This window comes from Microcystis sp. BLCC-F210, from assembly GCF_042134685.1.
GTDB classification, from domain to species: domain Bacteria; phylum Cyanobacteriota; class Cyanobacteriia; order Cyanobacteriales; family Microcystaceae; genus Microcystis; species Microcystis aeruginosa_D.
Genome location: NZ_CP169647.1, coordinates 4,185,517 through 4,208,215 on the forward strand (window position 1 = coordinate 4,185,517; position 22,699 = coordinate 4,208,215).

General features: G+C 41.6%; 16 protein-coding genes and 3 pseudogenes. 11 read left to right on the top strand and 8 right to left on the bottom strand.

What is annotated here, in order from left to right; all coding sequences use genetic code 11:
• Positions 1 to 41 precede the first annotated feature (41 nt).
• The 5 genes and pseudogenes from ACE3JL_RS20435 (at position 42) to ACE3JL_RS20455 (ending at position 5,839) form a co-directional block, all read left to right on the top strand.
• Entirely contained in the window at positions 42 to 2,090 is a 2,049-nt protein-coding gene (locus ACE3JL_RS20435) for a DNA phosphorothioation-associated putative methyltransferase (RefSeq protein ID WP_271992941.1), read from the top strand.
• Between the two features lie 34 nt (positions 2,091 to 2,124).
• Entirely contained in the window at positions 2,125 to 2,754 is a 630-nt protein-coding gene (locus tag ACE3JL_RS20440; RefSeq protein ID WP_375328248.1) for a Uma2 family endonuclease, read from the top strand.
• Between the two features lie 13 nt (positions 2,755 to 2,767).
• Positions 2,768 to 4,081, top strand: a complete 1,314-nt coding sequence (locus ACE3JL_RS20445; protein WP_271992939.1) for a dolichyl-phosphate-mannose--protein mannosyltransferase — start codon at positions 2,768 to 2,770, stop codon at positions 4,079 to 4,081.
• Between the two features lie 61 nt (positions 4,082 to 4,142).
• Complete coding sequence (gene trpS / locus ACE3JL_RS20450) at positions 4,143 to 5,153, top strand: tryptophan--tRNA ligase (protein ID WP_271992938.1); 1,011 nt, start codon at positions 4,143 to 4,145, stop codon at positions 5,151 to 5,153.
• 484 nt (positions 5,154 to 5,637) lie between these two features.
• Positions 5,638 to 5,839, top strand: a pseudogene (locus ACE3JL_RS20455) (hypothetical protein).
• 45 nt (positions 5,840 to 5,884) lie between these two features.
• Here the strand turns inward: ACE3JL_RS20455 and ACE3JL_RS20460 are convergent.
• The gene (locus ACE3JL_RS20460) at positions 5,885 to 8,617 is read right to left on the bottom strand and encodes a cation-transporting P-type ATPase (protein ID WP_375329636.1); all 2,733 of its coding nucleotides are present in this window, start codon (positions 8,615 to 8,617) and stop codon (positions 5,885 to 5,887) included.
• An 86-nt stretch (positions 8,618 to 8,703) separates the two neighbouring features.
• On the opposite strand from ACE3JL_RS20460, the pseudogene ACE3JL_RS20465 reads away from it, so the two are divergent.
• From ACE3JL_RS20465 to ACE3JL_RS20480, 4 genes and pseudogenes are all read left to right on the top strand, one after another.
• Positions 8,704 to 8,871: pseudogene (locus ACE3JL_RS20465) on the top strand (tail length tape measure protein); the annotation flags it as partial.
• 534 nt (positions 8,872 to 9,405) lie between these two features.
• Positions 9,406 to 9,952, top strand: a pseudogene (locus tag ACE3JL_RS20470) (photosystem II q(b) protein); the annotation flags it as partial.
• 729 nt (positions 9,953 to 10,681) lie between these two features.
• Positions 10,682 to 12,127, top strand: coding sequence for a hypothetical protein (locus tag ACE3JL_RS20475; protein WP_375328249.1), 1,446 nt, complete (start codon positions 10,682 to 10,684; stop codon positions 12,125 to 12,127).
• A gap of 56 nt (positions 12,128 to 12,183) precedes the next feature.
• On the top strand, positions 12,184 to 14,421 hold the full coding sequence (locus tag ACE3JL_RS20480) for an FUSC family protein (protein ID WP_375328250.1): 2,238 nt from the start codon (positions 12,184 to 12,186) through the stop codon (positions 14,419 to 14,421).
• 275 nt (positions 14,422 to 14,696) lie between these two features.
• Here ACE3JL_RS20480 and ACE3JL_RS20485 read toward each other — a convergent pair whose 3' ends face one another.
• The 6 genes from ACE3JL_RS20485 to ACE3JL_RS20510 all read right to left on the bottom strand — a co-directional run bounded on the left by ACE3JL_RS20485 (position 14,697) and on the right by ACE3JL_RS20510 (position 19,485).
• Complete coding sequence (locus ACE3JL_RS20485; protein WP_271988440.1) at positions 14,697 to 16,769, bottom strand: AAA family ATPase; 2,073 nt, start codon at positions 16,767 to 16,769, stop codon at positions 14,697 to 14,699.
• Between the two features lie 65 nt (positions 16,770 to 16,834).
• Entirely contained in the window at positions 16,835 to 17,011 is a 177-nt protein-coding gene (locus tag ACE3JL_RS20490; RefSeq protein ID WP_002740601.1) for a hypothetical protein, read from the bottom strand.
• 96 nt (positions 17,012 to 17,107) lie between these two features.
• Positions 17,108 to 17,698, bottom strand: coding sequence for a 3-isopropylmalate dehydratase small subunit (leuD, locus tag ACE3JL_RS20495; protein WP_002740602.1), 591 nt, complete (start codon positions 17,696 to 17,698; stop codon positions 17,108 to 17,110).
• A 9-nt stretch (positions 17,699 to 17,707) separates the two neighbouring features.
• The gene (locus ACE3JL_RS20500; RefSeq protein WP_375328251.1) at positions 17,708 to 18,502 is read right to left on the bottom strand and encodes a class I SAM-dependent methyltransferase; all 795 of its coding nucleotides are present in this window, start codon (positions 18,500 to 18,502) and stop codon (positions 17,708 to 17,710) included.
• Between the two features lie 5 nt (positions 18,503 to 18,507).
• Positions 18,508 to 19,059, bottom strand: coding sequence for a bifunctional adenosylcobinamide kinase/adenosylcobinamide-phosphate guanylyltransferase (cobU, locus tag ACE3JL_RS20505; protein WP_271988442.1), 552 nt, complete (start codon positions 19,057 to 19,059; stop codon positions 18,508 to 18,510).
• A gap of 48 nt (positions 19,060 to 19,107) precedes the next feature.
• Positions 19,108 to 19,485, bottom strand: a complete 378-nt coding sequence (locus ACE3JL_RS20510) for a phosphomannose isomerase type II C-terminal cupin domain (protein WP_150976180.1) — start codon at positions 19,483 to 19,485, stop codon at positions 19,108 to 19,110.
• Between the two features lie 541 nt (positions 19,486 to 20,026).
• Between ACE3JL_RS20510 and ACE3JL_RS20515 the strand changes: the two genes are divergently transcribed.
• Both ACE3JL_RS20515 and ACE3JL_RS20520 read left to right on the top strand, forming a co-directional pair.
• Positions 20,027 to 21,022 carry a LysR family transcriptional regulator gene (locus tag ACE3JL_RS20515; protein WP_271991308.1) on the top strand — a complete coding sequence of 332 codons (996 nt, stop codon included), beginning with the start codon at positions 20,027 to 20,029 and terminating at the stop codon, positions 21,020 to 21,022.
• 43 nt (positions 21,023 to 21,065) lie between these two features.
• Positions 21,066 to 22,127: an anthranilate phosphoribosyltransferase family protein gene (locus ACE3JL_RS20520; protein ID WP_375328252.1), complete on the top strand. Its 1,062-nt coding sequence runs from the start codon at positions 21,066 to 21,068 to the stop codon at positions 22,125 to 22,127.
• Between the two features lie 301 nt (positions 22,128 to 22,428).
• Here ACE3JL_RS20520 and ACE3JL_RS20525 read toward each other — a convergent pair whose 3' ends face one another.
• Complete coding sequence (locus tag ACE3JL_RS20525) at positions 22,429 to 22,686, bottom strand: nucleotidyltransferase family protein (RefSeq protein WP_375328253.1); 258 nt, start codon at positions 22,684 to 22,686, stop codon at positions 22,429 to 22,431.
• Positions 22,687 to 22,699: the final 13 nt, after the last annotated feature.

A 22,699-nucleotide genomic window follows, 5' to 3' on the forward strand; every position in this document is an offset into this window, starting at 1 on the left:
TTTTCTGTCTCTAGAATTTGTTATTAGACAGATTAATTGCCATGGCTGAGAATTTCGTCTTAATCGTGCAACTGTGTCAAGTTAGTCCCATCGGTAAACTATTACCGGGGGCGCTTTATGTTCATCGAGAAGCATTACATCAACTGGATCCTATTCTCCAGAGTTACGAACAACAAGCAAGAATTAATCAGCATTTATCTGAGGCAACAATAATTAAATTTAGCACCGATAAACCGAAAATATCCTATCTTTTTTATCCCGATTTTGATCGGGAACCTCACCCGGTTTTAACTAAAAGTTTAGTGGTAGATATGGGGACATTAATCTTAAGTGAATGGAATTATCAAAATGCTGATAATCCGCCCATTTTACACCGAAAAGAAACTTTTGTTACTAGGGACTATCCTCTTTATGAAGAATTCGAGCATCTCACAAAAATCGAGAGTGCTTTAGGACTTTTAAATAGTTCTTATCCCATCGGTACTAAACAGGAATGGCAACGGCTTTTAAGAAAGCATCACCTTGATTTTGCAGGAGATTATTTAGTTTGTAATCTAGAGGGACAAAGGGAAAAATCGATAATAATTGATCGCCACAAAGCTGCTCTTGTTCGCAAAACTCTTTCTCGTCCGATAAGATTAACATTAGCACTGGGATTATTTCTTCCTGAAACCACTTTTTTTGATTACGGTTGTGGTTATGGAGGTGATCTAGAACGCATAGCTGAACAGGGTTATCAAAGTGAAGGTTGGGATCCTTATTATCGTCCTGATAGTCCTTTAATTGAATCTGATATTGTTAATTTAGGCTATGTAATTAATGTTATTGAATCCGCCGAAGAACGGCAGGAAGCTTTATTAAAAGCTTGGCAATTAACCCGTCAAGTTTTAATCGTTTCAGCACAGATTTTAATTGATGATAGTGAACGGGGGTTAATGGCCTATGAAGATGGAATTATAACCCGTCGTAATACTTTTCAAAAATACTATCAACAGGAAGAACTCAAACAGTATATTGATAGCAGTTTAGGGGTTGATTCTATTCCAATAACTTTGGGAATTTATCTGGTTTTTCGAGAGGAAGAAAAAGCCGAAACTTTTCGTTTATCCAGATGTCGTTCCCGCGCTACCACCCCTAAAATTAAAACCCATCTCAAACGCTTTGAAGATTACGAAGATTTATTAAATCCCCTGATGGAATTTTACACCCAGCAGGGACGTTTACCCGTCGCGGGAGAATTATTACAAGAGGAAGAAATTAAGGCAGAATTTGGCACTTTTAGACGCGCTTTTCAAGTGATTCTACAAGTAACAGAAGGGGAAGAATGGGAGATAATTGCCGACAAAAGACGCGCCGATCTTTTACTTTATTTAGCTTTAAGTCAATTTAGCCACTGTCCGAAAGTACGGGAATTATCCCCCGCTACCCGTGCCGATTTTAAAGCTTTATTTGGCAGTTATCGCAATGCTTGCGCTTTAGCAGAAGAAGTGTTAATAAGTGCGGGAAATCTGCCAGCGATCGCTCGTGCTTGTGAAAATAGTTCTTTAGGCAAACTTTCCCGTTATTCCCTAACTATTCATATTAGCGTTCTGGAAAAATTACCGATGTTATTACGCTTATACGAAGGTTGTGCTAGTCAAACTATTGGACGGTTAGAAAATACTAACGTTGTTCGTTTATCCTTTCGTCAACCCAAAATTTCCTATCTCTATTACCCCAATTTTGATACAGAAATTCATCCGATTTTAGCCACTAGCATGGATGTATATTTGGGTTCCGCTGATTTTAGTTTTCGCGATTATCGTGATAGTCCTAATCCACCAATTTTACACGAAAAAGAGCTTTTAGTAACGGCGGATTATACTAACTATGATAAATTGGTTCGCTTAACTCAATTAGAAAAGGATTGGGGATTGTTAGAAGATAGAAAAGCGATCGAACGTTTACAGGGTTGGCAAAAATGTTTAGAGGAGCATTGTGCTACAATCAAAGGCTATCAGATTCTATGGCGAAAAGATGCCGATCCCTATAAAGTTAGGATTTTACGCGCTAAAATTAACGTCAGAAGAAATCAAAATAAGTCTTCCTGAGTAATTAAGTAAAATAGATGAGGTAATTAATTTTATGATGACTACGATTCGGTTACAAGGATTAGAAGATTTCGAGTTAAAAGCTAATGATCCTGAACAAAGGATGTTTATTTCTGGGGTTAATTGGCAACAGTACGAAACCCTCTTAAAACATTTAGAAGATAGTTCCAGTTATCGCATTACTTACTTAGATGGAATGGTAGAAATTATGGCTCCTAGTCGTCGTCATGAAGTTAGCAAAGAAGATATAGGTAGATTGGTGGAAGCTTATTTAGAATATGCTGAAATTGATTTCTGGGGATTAGGTTCCACCACGTTGCGAAAACAGGAAAAAGAAGCGGGAAAAGAACCAGACAAATGTTTTTGTTTATTTACAGAAAAAGAGTTTCCTGATTTGGCGATCGAAATAATCTTAACCAGTGGCAGCCTGAAAGTTTTAGAAGTTTATCAAAGATTGGGAACTCAAGAGGTTTGGTTTTGGCAAGATAATCAGTTAAAAATTTATTCTTTGCAAGAGAATGGCGAATATATTTTAATCCCTAAAAGTGCTTTATTACTGGATTTAAATTTAGAATTATTAGCCGAATACGTCAACCATCCTAATCCCCGTCTTGCTGTCAAAGAATTTCGCTCGCGTTTATCAGAAAATTCCCAGTTATCATAACTATTATCTTTCTATGAATTCTAAAGTAAAATTTAACCTATCTATCCTAGGGATATTTGTATTTTCCCTAGGAATAAGATTCTGGAATCTCAGTCAGTTTAATACTCTTGTTTTTGATGAAGTTTATTATGCTAAATACGGCAATGAATATCTAATTGGTAAAGAATTTTTCCAGTCTCATCCACCATTAAGTCAATATTTAATTGCTATTAGTATCTGGATTGGTTCCCATTTTCCTGCCGATCCTGAAACCATTAATAATTTAACGGGTTCCCTGCGCTCAACTTTTAGTTATCGCTGGTTAAATGCTTTGACTGGTTCTTTTATTACCTTAATTATTGGGGGAATTGCTTATCAATTAACTCAGAGAAAAACTGTATTTTTAATCACAACTTTTCTCGCTAGTTTAGACGGATTATTTTTAGTGGAATCCCGCTATGCTCTCAATAATATTTACTTAATTTTATTCGGTTTGTCTGGACAATTATTTTTTTTATTGGCACTTCAGAAAAATAAGAAACTCAATTGGCTATTATTATCGGGAGTTTGTTTCGGTTTAGCGGCAAATATCAAATGGAATGGCTTAGGATTTTTACTGGGAATATTTATTTTTATCGGTATTGCTTGGTTAATAAAATTATTTAATCAAGAGCAGTCAAAAGATCATCTTTGGACAAAGGCAACTAACCTGAGATTAGAGGAAATTTTTATTGCCTTAATTGTCTTTCCTCTTGTTACCTATAGTTTGCTGTGGATACCGCATCTTTTCGTCAACCATCAATATAATTTTTGGCAAGTACATCAAGAAATTTGGTTATTTCATCAGAGAATAAAGGGCAATCAATCTGATGTTCATCCCTATTGTTCTCCCTGGTATAGTTGGTTAGTAATGGGGCGACCGGTGGCTTATTATTTTGAGAGAGTGGGTGATAAAATTTATGATGTTCACGCTATGGGAAATCCGTTTTTGTGGTGGTTTTCTACGGGAGCGATTCTAGTGGTTTTTAGTCGATTATTTAACCGAAAAGAGCGAGTAATTTCCGCCTATCTTATCTGTAACTATATTGCCAATCTGCTGCCCTGGTTAAAAATTAGTCGCTGTACCTTTCTCTATCATTATATGGCTGCTTATAGCTTCACTTTGATTGCTCTAGCTTGGCTCTTAGCTGATGGGTTAGAAAGTTCCAGTCCTATTTATAAAAATTGCTCACGCTCGCTGATAATTTTGGTAATTTTTGCTTTTATCCATTGGCTACCAATTTATTTAGGCATTCCCCTATCAGTGCGGGATTATTATCTGAGAATGATTTTTCCCAATTGGATTTAGGATGAAATTAGCACCAAAAACTGATACAATGAAATCATGAAAAAAAGCGATCGCATGAGTTATGGGTAAACAAAGAATCTTATCTGGTGTGCAACCAACTGGCAATTTACATTTAGGCAATTATCTCGGTGCGATCCGCAATTGGGTGGAGGGACAACAAGACTACGATAATTTCTTTTGTGTGGTCGATTTACACGCGATCACCGTTCCCCATAATCCCGCTACTCTTGCGGAGGATACTTTAGCAATTGCCGCTCTATATTTAGCCTGTGGAATTGATTTAGAATACGCGACGATCTTTGTCCAATCTCACGTTAAAGCTCATACAGAATTAACTTGGTTGTTAAACTGTATCACCCCTTTAAATTGGTTAACCGATATGATTCAATTTAAAGAAAAAGCAATTAAACAGGGGGAAAATGTTGGCACAGGTTTACTCGATTATCCCGTATTAATGGCTGCCGATATCCTACTCTACGATGCCGATAAAGTACCCGTGGGAGAAGATCAAAAACAACATTTAGAATTAACCCGCGATATAGCTGTTAGAATTAATCATCTTTTTGGGCAACCGAAACAACCAATTTTAAAACTTCCTGCTCCGATGATCCGCAAGGAAGGAGCGCGGGTGATGAGCTTAACCGATGGCCGGAATAAAATGTCTAAATCCGATCCTTCCGAGATGAGTCGGATTAATATTCTCGATAGTCCCGATGTCATTGCCAAGAAAATTAAACGCTGTAAAACCGATCTAGTTAAGGGTTTAACTTTTGATGATCCGGAACGTCCTGAATGCCATAATTTACTAACTCTTTATAGCATTTTATCGGGAAAAAATCAAGAGGTGGTCGCAGGAGAATGTGCCGATTTAGGTTGGGGACAATTTAAACCGATGTTAACAGAAGTCACCATAGAATCTCTGCAACCTATTCAGGAAAAATACGCCCAAATTAGAGAGGATAAAGATTATTTAGCCACAGTTTTACGGCAAGGTCGTCTCAAAGCAGAAGCGGTGGCCAATCAAACTCTCGATCGAGTCAAAAATGCCATGGGTTATTTACCACCATTTTAGGGATAATTTTCGGGTGCATCTCCTAATTATCAATCTACTCAGTTGAGATTTTTCAAGGAAAACTCGCTGCTTTATCAGTCAATCTTTAACTCTTGGTGGGGTTCTACTCCCCATCCAGGGTAAGGGAAGGAGAATGATTACAAAAGTTATTAAATTAAGCACAACTCCAGTGATATTTTGGTAAAATAAGGGCATAATTGAAACTATCAAAATACTTATCTGTCCTTTGAAATTATGGTTGTAGAGTCCCAGGGGCAACAAAAAAACTATCGTCTAGGGAAGATGAGTCTCGCCCAATTGCCAGCAAGGAACAAAACTCTTATCTAGCAGAGGGAATTCTAGATCATCAATCAACTCAGATTGCTCCTTCCTCCTTCCTACAGCCATTTTCTCCAGAGTTAGAAAAAGATAGAGCCAACAAATTTAATTTTCTTAAAGAAATTCTGGTTAGTTATCTTGGTCAACCTTAAACCCTAGTTAGGGTTTGCTGAAAAAGTTTTTCCTGGGGGCAGGGTGTGGGGTGTGGGGTTTTATCGATTTTCAGGACGTTCGGCGAAGCTCAGTCGAGTGGACGGTGAGCCTGTCGAACCGCCGTGGTCAACTACCTAATTTTCAGGGAAAAAGTCCCGGAATTTTCCCCCCGATCACTCCAAGTGCTGGCACTTTTTGAGGGGAAAAAAGCCTAAAAGTCTTATCCGACAAAGTTTTTAGATTTATTCAGCAAACCCTAGTTATTTCCCGTGACAATGAGGAGGATCGATAACATTGGCAAAAATTGCCCAAAGTACCATGAGCGGCATCGGCAATAAACAGATTAGCCATTGATGACCGGTTAGGGTCGCCGTTGCAAACAGACTGTTCATCACCCCCCATTGACTAAACAAAATTTGTAGGGCAACAGCAGCCACAATCCCCAAAATTAGGATCGGTGCATTAGTAATCGAGGTTGACTGACGACGCAGGTAGTCCCCTAGGCTCATCCCTAATTGGCTGATACTGAGCAGATAGATAACCCGTGCTGCCACAAGGGATTGAATTGCCATTGTGCGGGCGACGGCAATATCTCCTGTGGTCGATTTAGCCCACTCAAACATACCAAAAATTAGAATCCAGTTAAACAATGAAACAGCCAAAATTCGGCGCAATAGTTTTTTGGTGATCAAAGGTTCATTGGGATTGCGTGGTGGTGACTGCATAATGCTGGGGGATTTTGCTTCAAAGGCCAGGGGAACAGTCATCGTAACCGAGTTGATCATGTTCAACCAGAGTACTTGTAGGGATAGGATCGGTAAATCTCGTGCCAGTAAAGTACTGATCAGAATGGTCATCGATTCGCCACCATTGACAGGTAAGAGAAAAGATATCGCTTTGCGTAAATTTTGATAAACGGTGCGTCCTTCTTCGACAGCGGCCTTGATCGAGGCAAAGTTATCATCAGTGAGGAGCATATCAGCAGATTCCCTGGCGACTTCCGTTCCTCCTTTCCCCATGGCAATGCCGATATCGGCCTGCTTGAGAGCCGGCGCATCATTGACACCATCGCCCGTCATCGCCACGATTTCTCCTTGAGACTGAAGTACTTCCACCAGTTGCAGTTTTTGGGTAGGGGCAACCCTGGCAAATACCGATCCATCGACCACCGCTTGGGCCAGTTGATGATTATCCATTTGCGCTAATTGTTTTCCCTCAAATGCTAAGACTTGTGTTGCCGTTTTAATGCCCATCCGTTCCGCAATCGCCCGCGCCGTGACAAGATGATCACCAGTAATCATCTTGACCCGAATCCCAGCACTTTGACAGGCATGAACGGCAGCGATCGCCTCTGGACGAGGCGGGTCAATCATGCCCTGTAATCCCAGAAACACCAAGCCTGTTTCGATATCCTCATGGTCGATAGAATGCTGATGGGTCGCGGCTGCTTTTTTGGCGAAGGCAAGCACCCGTAAACCCTGCTCTGCCATCTTTTCTACCGCTTGCTCGATCTGTTCGACGTTCAGCGCGGTCATCTGACCATAGCGATCGATCATCTGGGAACAACGACGCATCAGGGACTCAACCGATCCCTTGACATAGATCAGACGAGGTATGCCATCATGCAGGGTTGCCATGTATTGGTACTCAGATTCAAAGGGAATTGCATCCAATCGTGGGGTTAAAGACAATAGCCCCAATTGACTGAGACCTGCTTTGGCAGCGGCCGCAATCAGCGCCCCTTCCGTAGGATCCCCCACCACTGACCAATCTTCTCCCGTTTGTTTTAGCCCGGAGTCATTACAAAGCAAACCAGCCACCAGACAATCCCCCAGGGCCGGCGGTAATTCCTCTGCAAATGGGCTGCTGGGGTTGCCATCGGTGATCAGACTAATTTCGCCCTTGGGACTATAGCCACCACCACTAACGGCGTAATATTGCCCCTCGGTATAAATGGACTGTACAGTCATTTGATTTTCCGTTAGGGTTCCAGTTTTGTCGGAACAAATGACGGTCGCACTCCCCAATGCTTCCACTGCGGGCAGTTTACGAATAATCGCATGACGACGGGCCATGCGGTTGACTCCAATGGCCAAGGTAATCGTTACCACTGCCGGCAGCCCTTCTGGAATCGCACTCACTGCCAGGGCAACGGCAGCTTCAAACATATCGATCCAAGATTTCCCCCGTCCTAACCCGATGGTAAAGGTCAAGGTTGCTAGGGTCAAAATTGTGTAGAGTAGGGTGCGGCTAAATTGGGCAAATTTACGGGTCAGGGGTGTGCTAAGGCTGACTCGGCTTTCCATCGACTGGGAAATCTGCCCCACCTCGGTGGCATTGGCCGTAGAGACAACGATCCCTTTGCCCTGTCCAAAGGTAACGAAACTCCCTGCGTAGGCCATGTTTGTCCTTTCTGCTAGGGGCGTATCCCCGGGTAAGGGTTCGACCGCTTTTGACCCGGGCAAGGATTCCCCAGTCAAGGCAGACTCATCCACCTGCAAATTGCGGACTTTCAGCAGCCTCAAGTCCGCTGGCACTTTATCCCCCGATGCCAATAAAACGATATCTCCCGGCACCAAATCCCGAGATGGAATCCGGAGGGTTTGTCCCTCTCGCAACACCGTCGCTTCTGTGGTTACGGCTTTGGCCAAGGAAGCAATCGCACCTTCCGCCTTAGCTTCCTGCACATAGCCGATAATGGCATTGATCAGGGTAACTCCCCAAATCACCGAGGCATTCGTCCAAGACCCTAAAAATGCCTTAATAGTACCCGCCAGCAAGAGGATATAGAGTAGCGGCTGATGAAATTGCTGCAAAAATCTCAACCAAGCTGGTTTCCCCGGCTTAAATCGCAGTTCATTCAGGCCATATTTTTCGTAGCGACTGGCCACTTCTTCTGCTGATAAGCCCGCTGACCCATCGCTGGTCAAGTATTCAATCACCTCTGGTTGAGAAAGTTGATGATACAAAGGCAATGATAATTGAACTGGCATCATGCTCTCCAAATATTTAGCAGATGGATATTCTGATCCTATCAGTCGGATAGGTTTTTGCTCTTGCTGCACACCATAAGCCGAAGTCTCGCCGAACGCCCCGAATCAGAAACTTAGTAGTGGCGATGATTGTGGCAAGAATCATCAATCCCAAATCGAAATTAGCCACAGCCAGAGGATTTAATGGCGAGACTTGCAGTCAGAGTTTAGGACAATTGTTAGACTCAGAGAAAGCCGATGAAGACCAATTATATCTGGACTTCCCCCATACATAAATACTAGAAAATTAACAAAACCCTTACTGCAGGTCGCTTCTAAGAAAAAATTGAAAAGAGGCTACTGGGTACATTTTTCCCTTGAAAATGGACGTTCGGCGATGCTCAGACGTTCGGCGATGCTCAGTCGAGCCGTCGAGCCGCTGTACCGTTGACTGTATCTGGAGTAGAGCGATTCCGTAGAGTTGGCTGTATAGTGATCGCTAATCTGATTTTAACAGATAGTGTCATTAATCTCTAGAGTAAGGGATGCGCTCTGTAGCCATGTTTTTGCTGGTTTTCTGCCCCAAAACAAGCTATAATGGTCTAAAGGTCAAATTTGAAAATTTTTGCCTCAAACCCTATCTGCGTAAGAACTTCAGGATCTTGTGTTCAGTGGTTCATTTGTATTGCATTGCTTGAACTCAGGCTCTGTAAGACTTTTAGCCATAGCTAGTATGTTTATACGGGGGAAGTCCAGTTATATAAAGCCTTGCTGGCTCTTCGTTACTCTTTATGCTAAATCAACATACAAGATGCCAAGATAACATACTTCTAAGCCAAAAATTCCGAATTTTGGGTGTTGCGGGTGTTTTCGGTGGTTCTCTTTTCTCCGCTATGCACGGTTCTTTGGTGACTTCCTACCTCGTCTGGGAAACTTCCGAATCGGAATCGCAAAACCACGGTTACAAATTCGGTCAAGAAGAAGAAACCTACAATATTGTCGCCGCTCACGGTTACTTTGGACGCTTAATCTTCCAATACGCTTCCTTTAACAATAGCCACAGCCTACACTTCTTCCTGGGAGCTTGGCCGGTGGGTATCTGGTTCACCGCTATGGATATCTCAACCATGCCTTTTAACCTCAACGGTTTCAACTTTAACCAATCGATTATCGATTCCCAGGGACGTGCGGTCGCAACGCGCTCGCTACGCGAGACCGCAACTTGGGCGGATGTGGTCAACTGCGCTAACATTGGTTGAAGTGATGCGTGAACACAACGCTGATAACTCCCCCCTCGATTTAGTTTCTGGTGATGCTATCCCCATGGCCTTGACAGTGCTGGCGATCGATGGTTAAAAATAAACAGATGCTAGATCCCCATCCAACATCCGCATTCTAACTCTGCACACATTTTGCTAAGTCCTCATGATAAGTTAAAAAACGCTCCCAAAAAGGAAGCGTTTTTATTTATTCGATTGAAAAAACCGATGACAATCATTACTAAAGCTGATAAGAAAGTGGGGTGTAGGGTGTGGGGGGAGTGGGAATTATGAATTATGAATTATGAATTATGAAGTGGGAAGTGGGGAGTTTTCTCAGTGAACTGATAACTGATAACTGACTTCTAACCTAATTTTGGACAAAGATAAGTAAAAATTATTTATTGACCGTAAACACTTGAGAATATTTAAATTAACATTCCGCAATATTTATAAATTCTTAAAAATTAATTGAGAAAGATTTTTATTTAACAACGATGTTATGATAGTTACAGCGATTTTGCTGAATTTCACAGTGGGTTGTTTGGTGCTTTTTTGGACAGCAATGGTTGAAACCCTTGCCACATCTGGAAGGTGATTCTGATTAAAACGGGTAAATCAGTCAATTTCACCCACAACGATGATCTTTTTTTTATGTAGTTTTATGGCAAAAAAAAAGTTTTTTTGACAAAAAGCACAAAGTATGATAGAAGCCAAAGGTATTTCTGGTTGCGAGCAATTATTGTAGAGGGGGGAGAAGAGAGAAGGGAGATGGGAGAATAAATAAGCAATCTCCTGACGAACGAATACTGATAATTGATAACTAATGAAAAGATTAGCTTGGTTTGATCGCTTAGTATTAGCGACTATTTTGGCTTTAATTGCCGCAATATCGTCGATTTTGATCCAAGGAAATCAAGTTCCTACGCGAGGGGAGAATTTTAGCTGGCAAGGGCGAAAAATCGGCGTTAGGGACAATTATTTTACTTTAAGTTTTAATCGACCGATTGACCGTTCGGACGTGGAAACCAGCTTGGTGATCAATCCTCCCTTGCGGGGTAAAATTAGCTGGGCCGGAGATCGCTTGACCTATACCTTGACGGAATTACCGATCTACGGCAAAAAATATCAGGTAAAGTTACCCATTGCCCAAGGTGAGGACTTTATCGGGGAATTTTACAGCCACGATCGAGCTTTTGCCTATATTGGAGTCAACCAAGAGGAAAGAGGCCGTTTAATCGTCTGTAATATCATTCAGGGGCCAAATAACGTCACAGAACTGAAAAAAACCATCCTTACCCCTGGGGATCTGGTGGTCACGGATTTTCAAATCTATCCGAGGGGAGATAGAATTTTATTCTCGGCCTTTGATCGCTCCGACTTAGGACGAGATACCCCGAAACAGCAACTTTACACAATTACTACGGGTTTAAATCATGACGAAAATAGTCAAAATTTGCCTAGTGGTCGTATAGAAAGGTTTTTAGACGCGAAAACCTATCAAAACCTGCGCTTTAATCTCTCAGATAACGGCAAAACCCTAATCGTGCAGAGAATCAATCATGGGAATCCGGGGGATGCCAGTTTATGGGTAATCAGCGATGATGGACAATCGCGACCGTTAGGAATACAAGGGGATAATTTTTTACTATCTCCCGACGGTAAAAAAGCGGTTGTCAGTCAAACGGGAGGGGTAGCGGTGATTCCTTTGGATGTCCAAGGAGGAAAACCACAATTTTTGCCCACCTACGAGAAAATCCTCGCTTTTTCCCGGGATGGTCGCCAAAAACTGATGGTGAAATCGGAACCAGATAATCAGCGATCGCTATTTTTGCTCAACGATCAGGGAGAGTCAAGACTACTGCTAAGAACAGCTAATCCGATTATTAGCTGTGAATTTGAACCGCGACAGGAAAAAACCCTTTACTGTCTGAAAAGCGATCTGGTTATGGGCAGCGATGGCAAGGTGAAAGAAGAACCATTTTTAGGGATTATTGAGCTAGAAACGGGTAAAATGATCCCTCTGCTGGCCTTACCTAATTATCGTGACGTGCAGATGAGTATGTCTCCCGATGGCGTGGCCTTATTATTTGATCAGTTAGCAACCATACCCTTTGGAGTCGGAAATGATTTAGTCACTGGGGAGGGGTCGAGCATTGCCGATGGTCGTCTCTGGTTATTACCGCTTCCTGATCAGTTCAGTCCCAATAGCATCCCGAAAATTCTGCCTCAAGAACTCAACGCTGGTTTTAAACCCCGTTGGCTGCCCTAAAATTATTGATCGGTAGCTATGTTATCAGGTTCAAGAGTTAAGTTTTCAGTGGATTTATGCTACTTCAGCGATTTGGTTTTTTATTGCGTCCTAGTGGCGATATCGAGATCGAGCGGGGGATTCGGACTTTATTAGCCATCACAGTGCCGATTATTATCGGTGATATTTTAGATCGGTCAGAAGTGGGGTTAATGGTCGGTTTAGCGGCTCAAACCTTGATTTTAGCCGATGTGGGGGGACTTTACTGCCTGAGAGCGAAAACCCTAGTCGCTACGACTATTGGGATGGCTCTAGCTTTGATTATCGGTACATTAGCCAGTGCTTGGCTAGGATTGACCGTGGTGATAGTTTTTTGTGGGTTGTTTCTAGCGGGTTATTTGACGGTTTACGGGGAAAATGGGGCGTTAGCTGGGGTAGTAATTAGTTTATTGCTGCTTTTTGCCGTTTCTTTGCCATCGGGAGATATGGTCGTCGCTTTACAACGGGCCGGAATCGCTGTGTTGGGAGGGGGATGGACAATTTTTTTAGCCCTGTTTATCTGGCCTTTTCGTCCTAATCAGCCTTTACGTCAGGTAACGGCGGAAAATTTTCATGGTATCGCCACCTATCTCCGCTCTTTGCCTTTACACTCTCGTTCTAATGCTCATGAGGAGCCATATTTTGACCAAATTCGCCAGCTGTTGCTCCGTTCGCGGAAAACTGTCACCTTGACGCGTCGGGGACGTTGGGGAAAGAATGAGCTGCGGGAATTGTTAATCGTCTTGATTGAAGATAGCGATCGCATTAATACCAGCTTAATTGCGCTGCGAGAATTGCTTCATCTTCATCCCTTGCCACAACTGACCACGGTGAGTATTTTATTAGAAGATATTCTCGTGCAGGTGGCGGAAATTAGCGAAGATATTGCTGGGTTAATTTTGGGTAGAAATAAACGACCGGATTGTGAGCGATTGCAGCTATTACTCAAGGCGATCGAGCAACAAAAAAATCTGCAAGCTAAAGTTTTAGAAAATGCTGAGGATGATTATAGCAGTTATGTGGCAATTTCGCAATTAAATAATCGTTTAAAAAAATTATTTAAACAGCTAAAAATAGCCAGTGAAACAGCGCAACATTTGCGGCAAAGCGAGGAATTTTCAGATAAAAAAAATCCCTGGCAGCGGAACTTTGAAGGGATAGAAAAAGAGTACGGTCAAGAAAAAGCTTGGTGGGAACCATTAAAATCTAATTTTAATCTAGAATCGCCCCTATTTCGTCATGGTTTACGCTTGGGTTTGGGAAGTTCCGTAGGAGTTTTGATTTACAATAAGCTAGGAATTACCCATAGTTTTTGGATTGGTTTAACCTTAGTTATTGTGTTAAAACCAGATTTTAGCTTGACTTTTCAACGCTTTTTTAATCGGGTGTTTGGCACGATTTTAGGCTCGTTTTTTGTTTTGGCATTGTTGCCAATTATAGACAATTCGATCTGGTTAGAAGTTATTGGGGTGATTTCTATAGCGATCGCTTTAGCTTTGGTGCGATTTCACTATAGTTTGGCAGTATTTTTTATCACAATTTTTGCTTTAATTATCAGTCGTCTCGATGCGAGCAATGACGGGATTGATTTAGAGTATATCAGAATAGTTTATACTTTAATTGGTAGTGCTTTAGCTTTTATACTTTCCTTCGGTTTTTTACGGGTTAATGAAGATGAACGTTTTTCCCTCGCTGCCATTAAAGCATTAGAAGCTAATCAAGTATATTTTCAGTCAGTTATGGCAGTTTATTTAGGAGAATCATCCTATCAAACTGCAAGTTTATCTTCCTATCGAGATAAAGCTCGACGAGCAAATACAGCTATACAAACGGCCCTACAAAGATTAATTGATGATCCTAGCACACCTTTTCCACAAATGGAACCGGCAATCACTTTAAGTAATTATATTCCTCGTTTTGGTCGCGGGGTGACAGTTTTATTGACGGAATTGGAACAATATCGCGGTAGTCCTCCCCATCCTAATCTAAGTCTGTTTACGCAACAAATAACCCAAGCTTTGACGCAATTAACCCAAGCTTTGCAAGCAAATAATCCTCCTTCTCTCTTACCTCCCCTCGAAGATACTTTAGAAAATATCCTCGATCATTTGCAAGAATTGCGAGAGGAAAGGTTAGTGGAAATTGGTCGTCAAAAAGAGGGAACTAATCTCCAGAAATATTTAAGGGATTATAATATTGTCACCACGGAACTTGTGGAATTATCCAATCGTGTTGGGGTAATGAACACAGCAATTGATCGTTTTATTAGAAGTTAAAATTTAGTTATTATAACAAGGGTGTATCTGATTTTTGTAAATCTACTGAGTTGGGTATTTTTAAAGGGAAACTGTCTTCTAAAATTGGTCATTACTTCCGATTTTATCACTCAATCCAATCCTTTGGGGGGTTCTACCCCCCAAACCCCGGAGCGCATTAGCTTTTCGGTGAGATGCTTATACGCGATTGTTCATATTTTTGTACCAATTTAAAAGTGACTGATAATTGCTGATTGTCTGTATTTCTGCAAAGGTGAGATGCACCGATTTAAGAGTCAGGAGGAAAATCGATTAACTTCGATAATTTCCGTATATTCAAAATTATTAGGACTGCGTTTAACCAGAGAATAATCAACACCATGAAGATTAATTAAGTCCTCTTGACAATCTGCTTTCGGAGAATTATAAACTAACACATATTCTTTACCAATATAGGGAGAAATCTCGGTTTCTACTTCTCCTCTCCATTGAGTTTTTGTCACTAAAACAATTAACTGATTAGCTAATTTAGGAATAGCGATCGCAACTTGCCGACGATAGATATGATCAAGACTACCAAAAGGGGAATCCATCACCAGAGGAAAAGTGCTGCTATCAATTCCCATCAAAGTATTTTTCTGACTCCATTCGCGCACTCGATCGATAATTCCTCCGATAAAAGATAAACTGAGAATCTGATTTTCTCCGGTGGAAGCTGCCACGGGAATTGCGAATCCTGTAGTATTTTCTAATAGTCTTACTTCGTAATCGGGACTAATACGGGGAATATAGGGAGTAAAAGAAATTGAGCTAAAGATTTCCTGTACCCGTTTTTCTAAGGACAAACGAAACTGATTTTCTAACCTCTGTCTTACCTCACTAATGCGATTAATTGCCTCTTGAGTCACTAAAATACGTCGTTGTCCTAAATTATATTTTTCCTCTTTTTGTTGCTGTTTCTGTACCTGTTTTTGCAGGGATTCTAACTCTTTTTCATAGATATCTAGTTGATTTTTATTGCTACCCTGTTCCAAGCGTAAATCTTTTAGGGAATCCTCGATCGCATCTAAGCGAGATTGCAGATTTTTAATATCTTCATCGGGATAATGACGAAATTTATCCCGCACTTCATCTAATTCTGATTCTACTAAAGATAATTCTAAGCGCCATTGGTGAATATTAGCTTGATAATTATCCACTTCTTGCCAAAAATCTAAGACTTTTTTATCGATTTCTTTGACTGTGGAAGATAAGCGAATGGCTGCTTCTTCTACATCGGCCATTCCTGCTTTATTCATCCAGTCTTGTACCTGTAAATAAGCTTGGCTATTTTCCTGTAATTCCTGGCCACAAATACATTTTTTCCGCTCTAATAATTGTTGGACAAATTGCTGTTTAATACCACTGGGTAATTCCCCTTGTTGTCGTAGGCGATCGATTAACTCCTGAAAATTTTGATTAATTTCTTTTAAAAAGACTTGATAAGCTTGCTGAGAAATTAATTTCTTTAATTTATCTTTAGTTCGGACTAAATCTTGTCGCAGATTTCTTTCCTGTTGTTCTAATTTTTCTTTTAACTGTTTTAATTCTTCGGCACCACTTAACTCTAATAAGCGATTGTTCACGGCTTTTTTTAATTCTTCCTGCTGGGATAACTGACTAATAATATCTTGCTGATGCTGTTTTAATTTCTCGAAATCCTGCTCAATTTTACTTTCCTGTTTTAGTAACTTTTTTAAATCCGATTCACCTAAATCTTTAAGATCATCTTGTAAAGATTTTTTGGCTTTTCTTAAATGCTCGATCGCTCGATCTAATACTTTAACTCCCAATAATTCTTTTGTATCCTCGGCGATTTTACCTTGACTACTACTGCGAAATTGATGATCGATATATTCCCCATCAAAAAAGAAATAACGGTGTAAACTTTCTGGTAAAATTTGATTAATAATATCCTCCGCTGGTTGATTGGGTGTGTACCAATTGCCATCATCACCAGCGTAGAGCATATATAAACTATTTGAACCGTATTTAATTTTACTATTTACATCTTGATAGGCGAAAAATTTTCGTTTTACCTGATAGCGTTTATTTTCATGTTCAAAGTTTACTTCTGCGGAACATTCTATGGAAGTTCCCGTGGTTACTTCGGTAATTGCCCGTTTATTAACTAATAACTCTGGTTCGGCAAAAGCTGCTGTAAATTTTTCATAAAGAACCCAGGTACAAGCATTTAAAATTGTTGTTTTTCCTGCCCCATTATTGCCATAAATTACCGTCGTATTACGAGAACTCGCCGCTAAATGTATCTCAGGAGTCTTACCATAAAATTGTCGAAAATTACATAACTTTATTGATAGTAGTTTCATATTTATATAGAGGGGATGATGGGGAAGTTTTTTCAGTAAACCGATAACTGATAACCGATAACTGATTATTGAATTACTTCTTTAATAATTGTTAAAACATCATCATTGATATTGCGAGGATTGCGCTGGTATAACTTATCTCTTTCCAATTTTAAAACGCGATCAATGATTTTTCGCACATCTTCGGGAGCGTTTAAAATCGGTTCTTGGATATTTTGGAGATTATTATCAGAATTAGTCATAGGGCAGATTTTTAAATATTTACAGATGCTGCATTTCCAACAAAATCCCTGCCGGGGTACGTTAATCTATTACTAACGCACCCTCAGATTGTTTCTCTAGACGAAACTTAAATAGGGTAACTTTTGCGCGGTAGATTGAATCAGATCGAGATTTTGTAACAGCTGTCCGCAGGTATCCCAACCCCCTTCTATTAACATCTGTCGGGAACCTTCATTCATAGAGACAGTAGCGACAAAATCCCCCCATTCCACTGTCATGGTTGTCAAGGAAAGATCGACGGGAATTTCGGGATTAGCGGCAATTAAATCCTGTAAATGGGTGATGGTTTTTGCCTCAGCAGTGACACAGGGAACCCCATTAGCGATACAATTACCAAAAAATATTTCGGCGAAACTTTCCCCGATAATTGCTTGAATTCCCCAACGTAAAATCGCTTGCGGTGCGTGTTCCCGAGAAGAACCACAACCAAAATTACCATTAACTACCAAAATTTTCGCTCCTTGGTACTGGGGTAGATCGAAAGGATGACTTCCCTGTAAAGCGGCTCGATCATCGGCGAACACTTGTTCTCCTAAACCTTCAAAGGTGATACAACGCAAAAAACGAGCTGGAATAATGCGATCGGTGTCAATATCGTTGCCTCGCAAGGGTAAAGCTCGTCCGGAGATAGTTTTAACTTGACTCATGATCTTTTTCTAACTTTTACTAGCAGTGACAAAAAAAGTGGTTGCATCTTGCCATACTCCCTGATCGGTGGCATTTTTCTCGATTTCTCGCCGATAATTGTTCACTAGAGTCGCAATTTCGGCAGCCGATAGGCGGTCAAGAGGGTTATGCTGAGGATGAAAATACTGCCCATACCAGAAGTTTTTGGCGGTTTCTAGGGGCAAATATCGACCTAGTTGCTCGACATTGACCGATATATTGGTAAATCCCGCATTTTCCAGCAATTGATGGCATTTTTCTGGGGTGGCGATGGGAGTATGCAGATTAGGCAACTCAAAACCACTATGTTTGCGACAAACACCACTGATCAAGGGTAGGAAGTGGGATTCTAAATTATGACAGGAAAAAGCGACCGAACCGCCTTTTTTTAACCATTGATACCATTTTGCCAGCACTTGCGGGATATCGGGGAAAAGTGCAATCGCCAGAGAACAGGTAATCAGATCGAAACTAGACTCGGCAAAGTCAATGGCAGCTATATCGGCGTTAATTAGGTCAATATTCTCGATATTTAATGCTTCTAGCTTTTTTTCGGCTCTGGCAATCATTGCCGGTGTGAAATCAACCCCGATGACACTTTTTACTTTTGGGGCAATTGCGACCGCAATAAATCCCGTTCCCGTTGCCACGTCTAGCACAGATTGGTTTTTTTGTAAATAGAGATAATTTACTAATTTAAGGGCGCGAGCTTCTGTAAAATCGTTATCGTAATCGTGACGACGGGCATAAAAATCAATCACTTGACGCTGATGATCGTTGCTCATCTTCTCTACTGCCCAATTATCGACAAAGATTGACCCAATTGACTTAAATTAAGAGCATGGCCGCCGGTAACTAGATAAACTGCGTCTGCTATTGTGCCAATTCTACGACAGAGATCGCCTAAACGATCGCGAAACAGACGACCGAGGGGATAAGCGGGAACCACACCCCAACCGGTTTCTTCCGCTACCAGAATAACATCAACCGCCGCATTTTTGAGGGAATACAAGAATCGATCGCTGATTTCTGACCATTCAGCTGCCGACATTTCTAAACAATTGGCTACCCAAGTACCGAGGGAATCGATCAATAAACAGTGAGAAAATGGGCTATTATCAATAGTTTCGCTTAATTGTCGGGGAATTTCTTGGGTTTGCCATTGGGGTAAACGTCGCTGCCGGTGTCTTTCAATGCGATCGCACCATTCTTGATCTTTTTCATCCACCGAGGAGGTGGCGATATAAATAACGGGTTTTTGGCTGATTTTGGCTAAATATTCAGCCCATTCACTTTTTCCAGAACGGGCGGCCCCTGTAACTAGGATAATTTTTTCATCCACGATCGAGATTTCGGCAAATAACTAAAGTATATAGGGGAGAAAACTGTCCTATTCTGCATCATCAAAACGGTGAATATCATCGTCTCCTAAATATTCGCCATTTTGTACCTCGATCATCACCAGAGGAATAGAACCGGGGTTTTCCACCCGATGACGGGTATTCATAGGAACGTATGTAGATTCTTTTTGTTTGAGGAGAGTTTCTTTTTCATCACAGATTACCCGCGCTGTACCGGAGACGACAATCCAGTGTTCACTGCGATGGTAGTGCATTTGGGTACTCATGTGATGGCCAGGTTTAATGACAATGCGATTGATGCGATACCGCAGACCTTCCTCCAATACCGTCACTGTTCCCCAGGGGGGAGTCCGTGTCATTTCTAGGTCTTGGGGATAAGGGGAGGGATCATTAATTAAGTCATCCATGGCGGTGGTCTCCAAACTTGATTAACATTCTAGTGGACAGTCTCTGGTTTGCAACTATTATACTAAATCCGTTGAGTATAGGTAACATATCAGGATAGGCAAAAAGCAAGGGGCAAGAGGCAAAAGGGGGAATAAATAATCAGTTTTTAATAACTGGATTTAGTATTAGCTAAAGGGAAGTGGGAATTATCAAGTGGGAAGTGGGGATAATAAATAAAAGCTGCCTTCTGCCTTGAAAATAGAGGCTGAAATAACGCCAATTCGTCAATCAGAATATTTTCATGCTTGGCGGTGCCAACTTTAGCATCAGGACTGACTCTCAGGCTAAAAAGCTCTATTGAGGGAACAACCTTTTTGTTTTAGCCTTAATGGGAGGCTATCATATTTTCATGCTTGGCGGTGTCAACTTTAGTATCGGGACTGACTCCTGAGGGCTAAAATAACTGATAACTGAAAAAACGGTAGCAATTTCTACCAAAAGTCAGAATAAAATTCGTTATTGTCATAAGGTCATGAAGGAATGTAATTAAAACCAGAAAGAATGCGGATCGAGCAATTGCAAGCCTTTTTAGCCGTAGCCGATACGGGCAATTTCGGTCAAGCCGCGCGCGAGTGTGGAGTCACCCAATCGACTATCAGCCGCCAGATTCAATCCCTAGAAAGCGATTTAGGTTTGCCTCTTTTCCATCGCACCGCCCAAGCGAAGTTAACCATTGCCGGGGAGAAATTACTGCCTCGGGCGAAACGGATTTGTCAAGAATGGATGAATGTTCACGAGGAAATCACTGACCTACAGGCAGGAAAACAGCCAGAATTGTGCGTGGCGGCGATTCATTCCGTGTGCGCCCATTATTTACCGCCGATTTTGCCAAAATTTTGTGCTGAATACCCAGAAGTGCAGTTAAGAGTTACAGCCCTAGGTAGTGATCGCGCTTTAAAAGTGCTGCGGGATGGTTTAGTAGATGTGGCGTTGGTAATGAATAATCGTTTTCTCACCTCTAGCCCAGAGATGGTGGTCGAGGTACTATACCAAGAAGCGATCGAAATTCTCATGGCCGCTAATCATCCCCTCGCCCAATACAAAGAAGTGCCATGGTCAGAATTAATCCCCTATCCGCAAGTGGTTTTCAAAGATGGCTACGGAATGCAAAGATTAGTACAAGAATGGTTTTCCCGTCAGGATGCCCACCTGAAAACTGTTATGGAATTAAACACCCTTGATGCTTTTCGCGGTGTGGTGCGTCAGGGTAATATTATTGCTCTTCTGCCTCAATCTGCCCTGATGGAGGCTCGTAGTGATGCCACCCTCGCCATTCGTCCCCTTCGACTTGGCTCAGGGCAAGCTCTTGCTTCCCCTAGGGGCGAAAATCCCCATCCTAATAATGGTAAATTTAGTCATCGTCTCACCCGTCAGGTAGTCCTTGTCACCACTAGCGATCGCCTACAGATACCACCGATCGCTCATTTTTGTCAATTAGTGCGGCAAATGAATCAAAGTGTGGTTAAAAGCTTAGAAAATCCCCCTGTCCAGCCTTAAAAATCCCAATCAATCCCATTTACTCTTTATTTTTTTCCTTGAGATGAGCGATACTTTTCGAGAATTACTAAAAGCGATCGGTAGTGGCACCCATACGGGCAAAAATCTAACCCGTCCCGAAGCGGCAATGGCCACCAAGATGATGTTAACCCAAGAGGCAACCCCTGCCCAAATCGGTGCTTTTCTGATTGCCCATCGCATTAAACGCCCCACCAGCGATGAGTTAGCGGGAATGCTTGATGCCTACGCCGAGCTTGCCCCGCAAATAACCCTAGAATCAGCCTCTTTTCAGCATCCGATCACTATTTTTGGCAATCCCTACGATGGACGTTCTCGCACTGCCCCGGTTACTCCGATCACTACTTTAATCTTAGCGGCTGCGGGGATTCCTGTCGTCCTGCACGGGGGCGATCGAATGCCGACTAAATACGGTATTTCCCTCAAGGAAATCTGGCAGCAATTAGGAGCAGATTTTAGTCAATTATCCTTAGCAGCAGTGAAAGACTGTTTAATCACCACAGGATTAACTTTTTTCTATATTCCGCGCCATTTTCCCCTAGTACAGAATTTTATCACCTATCGGGAGCAAATCGGTAAACGTCCGCCTATGGCCACGGTAGAGTTAATGTGGTCACCTTTTGTTGGTAATATTCATCAAATATCGGGTTTTGTTCACCCCCCCACCGAAGATCGTTTTCGCGAAACTTTTGCTCTGAGAAATATCTCTCATTTCACGACTGTGAAAGGATTAGAGGGGAGTTGTGATTTAGCCTGTAATCGGACGGCGATTATTGGTTTAGGAAACCCCACCGATCCCCCTTCTTTTCAGCGATTTTTCTTAAATCCTCGCGATTATGGCTTTTTTCCGTCGGATTATACCCTCGAATCTTTGGAAATGCTCACCGCTAAATTAAAAGGTTTATTAGCCGGAGAAAATAATGAATTAACCGATGCGGCAATTTTTAACGGTGGTTTTTATCTTTGGCGCTGTGGAATTGCTCCAGATATCCCCACCGGTTTCCAACAAGCACAACAATCTTTACAGTCAGGAAAAGCCCTGGCTAAATTAGAACAAATCTGTAATTATCTGGAAAATCAGCAATAGATAGGGTCTAAAGTTTTTCCTAGGGGTAGGATATGAGGTGTAGGGTTTTGCCGATTTTGAGGACGTTCGGCGAGACTTCGACGTGAGCAATGTCGATTAGAGATTCTTGATCACGAGGCATATATAATCTGTGCTGATTCTAAAATGTTTTTACATCTGGCTCTCTTAGGTTTGGTGGGCAAGATGTATTCTAAGATACATTCTTTCTGGCGAGCGAGTGGAAGGAACCACAAAGACACAAAGGACACAAAGGACACAAAGATTGATCGATCCTCTGTAAGTTAAACTTATCACACAGAACCTAGAAGAGCCTACATCTTAGCCAGTTATCACTGCGTTTGAGTGCTGCTTTCACAATTAAATCTACTTTTCGATTGAAAATTGCTTGCAGTTCATCGCGCATTTGTAGGGTTTCGGTTAAACCTCGTTTAGCAGTTGGGAAAAAGGTAATTAAAATATCAATATCGCTATCTGAACGGAAATCTTCGCGTAAAACTGAACCAAATAATGCCAATTCGGTGACTTGCCACTTTTGACAAAATGCTTTAATTTGTTCCATTGGTAGATTTATT

Excerpts from the sequence above, each read along its gene's own strand:
- ACE3JL_RS20435 (WP_271992941.1), top strand. The coding sequence starts at position 42 with ATGGCTGAGAATTTCGTCTTAATCGTGCAACTGTGTCAAGTTAGTCCC.
- ACE3JL_RS20440 (WP_375328248.1), top strand. The coding sequence starts at position 2,125 with ATGATGACTACGATTCGGTTACAAGGATTAGAAGATTTCGAGTTAAAA.
- ACE3JL_RS20445 (WP_271992939.1), top strand. The coding sequence starts at position 2,768 with ATGAATTCTAAAGTAAAATTTAACCTATCTATCCTAGGGATATTTGTA.
- trpS (WP_271992938.1), top strand. The coding sequence starts at position 4,143 with ATGGGTAAACAAAGAATCTTATCTGGTGTGCAACCAACTGGCAATTTA.
- ACE3JL_RS20460 (WP_375329636.1), bottom strand. The coding sequence starts at position 8,617 with ATGCCAGTTCAATTATCATTGCCTTTGTATCATCAACTTTCTCAACCA.
- ACE3JL_RS20475 (WP_375328249.1), top strand. The coding sequence starts at position 10,682 with ATGAAAAGATTAGCTTGGTTTGATCGCTTAGTATTAGCGACTATTTTG.
- ACE3JL_RS20480 (WP_375328250.1), top strand. The coding sequence starts at position 12,184 with ATGCTACTTCAGCGATTTGGTTTTTTATTGCGTCCTAGTGGCGATATC.
- ACE3JL_RS20485 (WP_271988440.1), bottom strand. The coding sequence starts at position 16,769 with ATGAAACTACTATCAATAAAGTTATGTAATTTTCGACAATTTTATGGT.
- ACE3JL_RS20490 (WP_002740601.1), bottom strand. The coding sequence starts at position 17,011 with ATGACTAATTCTGATAATAATCTCCAAAATATCCAAGAACCGATTTTA.
- leuD (WP_002740602.1), bottom strand. The coding sequence starts at position 17,698 with ATGAGTCAAGTTAAAACTATCTCCGGACGAGCTTTACCCTTGCGAGGC.
- ACE3JL_RS20500 (WP_375328251.1), bottom strand. The coding sequence starts at position 18,502 with ATGAGCAACGATCATCAGCGTCAAGTGATTGATTTTTATGCCCGTCGT.
- ACE3JL_RS20510 (WP_150976180.1), bottom strand. The coding sequence starts at position 19,485 with ATGGATGACTTAATTAATGATCCCTCCCCTTATCCCCAAGACCTAGAA.
- ACE3JL_RS20515 (WP_271991308.1), top strand. The coding sequence starts at position 20,027 with ATGCGGATCGAGCAATTGCAAGCCTTTTTAGCCGTAGCCGATACGGGC.
- ACE3JL_RS20520 (WP_375328252.1), top strand. The coding sequence starts at position 21,066 with ATGAGCGATACTTTTCGAGAATTACTAAAAGCGATCGGTAGTGGCACC.
- ACE3JL_RS20525 (WP_375328253.1), bottom strand. The coding sequence starts at position 22,686 with ATGGAACAAATTAAAGCATTTTGTCAAAAGTGGCAAGTCACCGAATTG.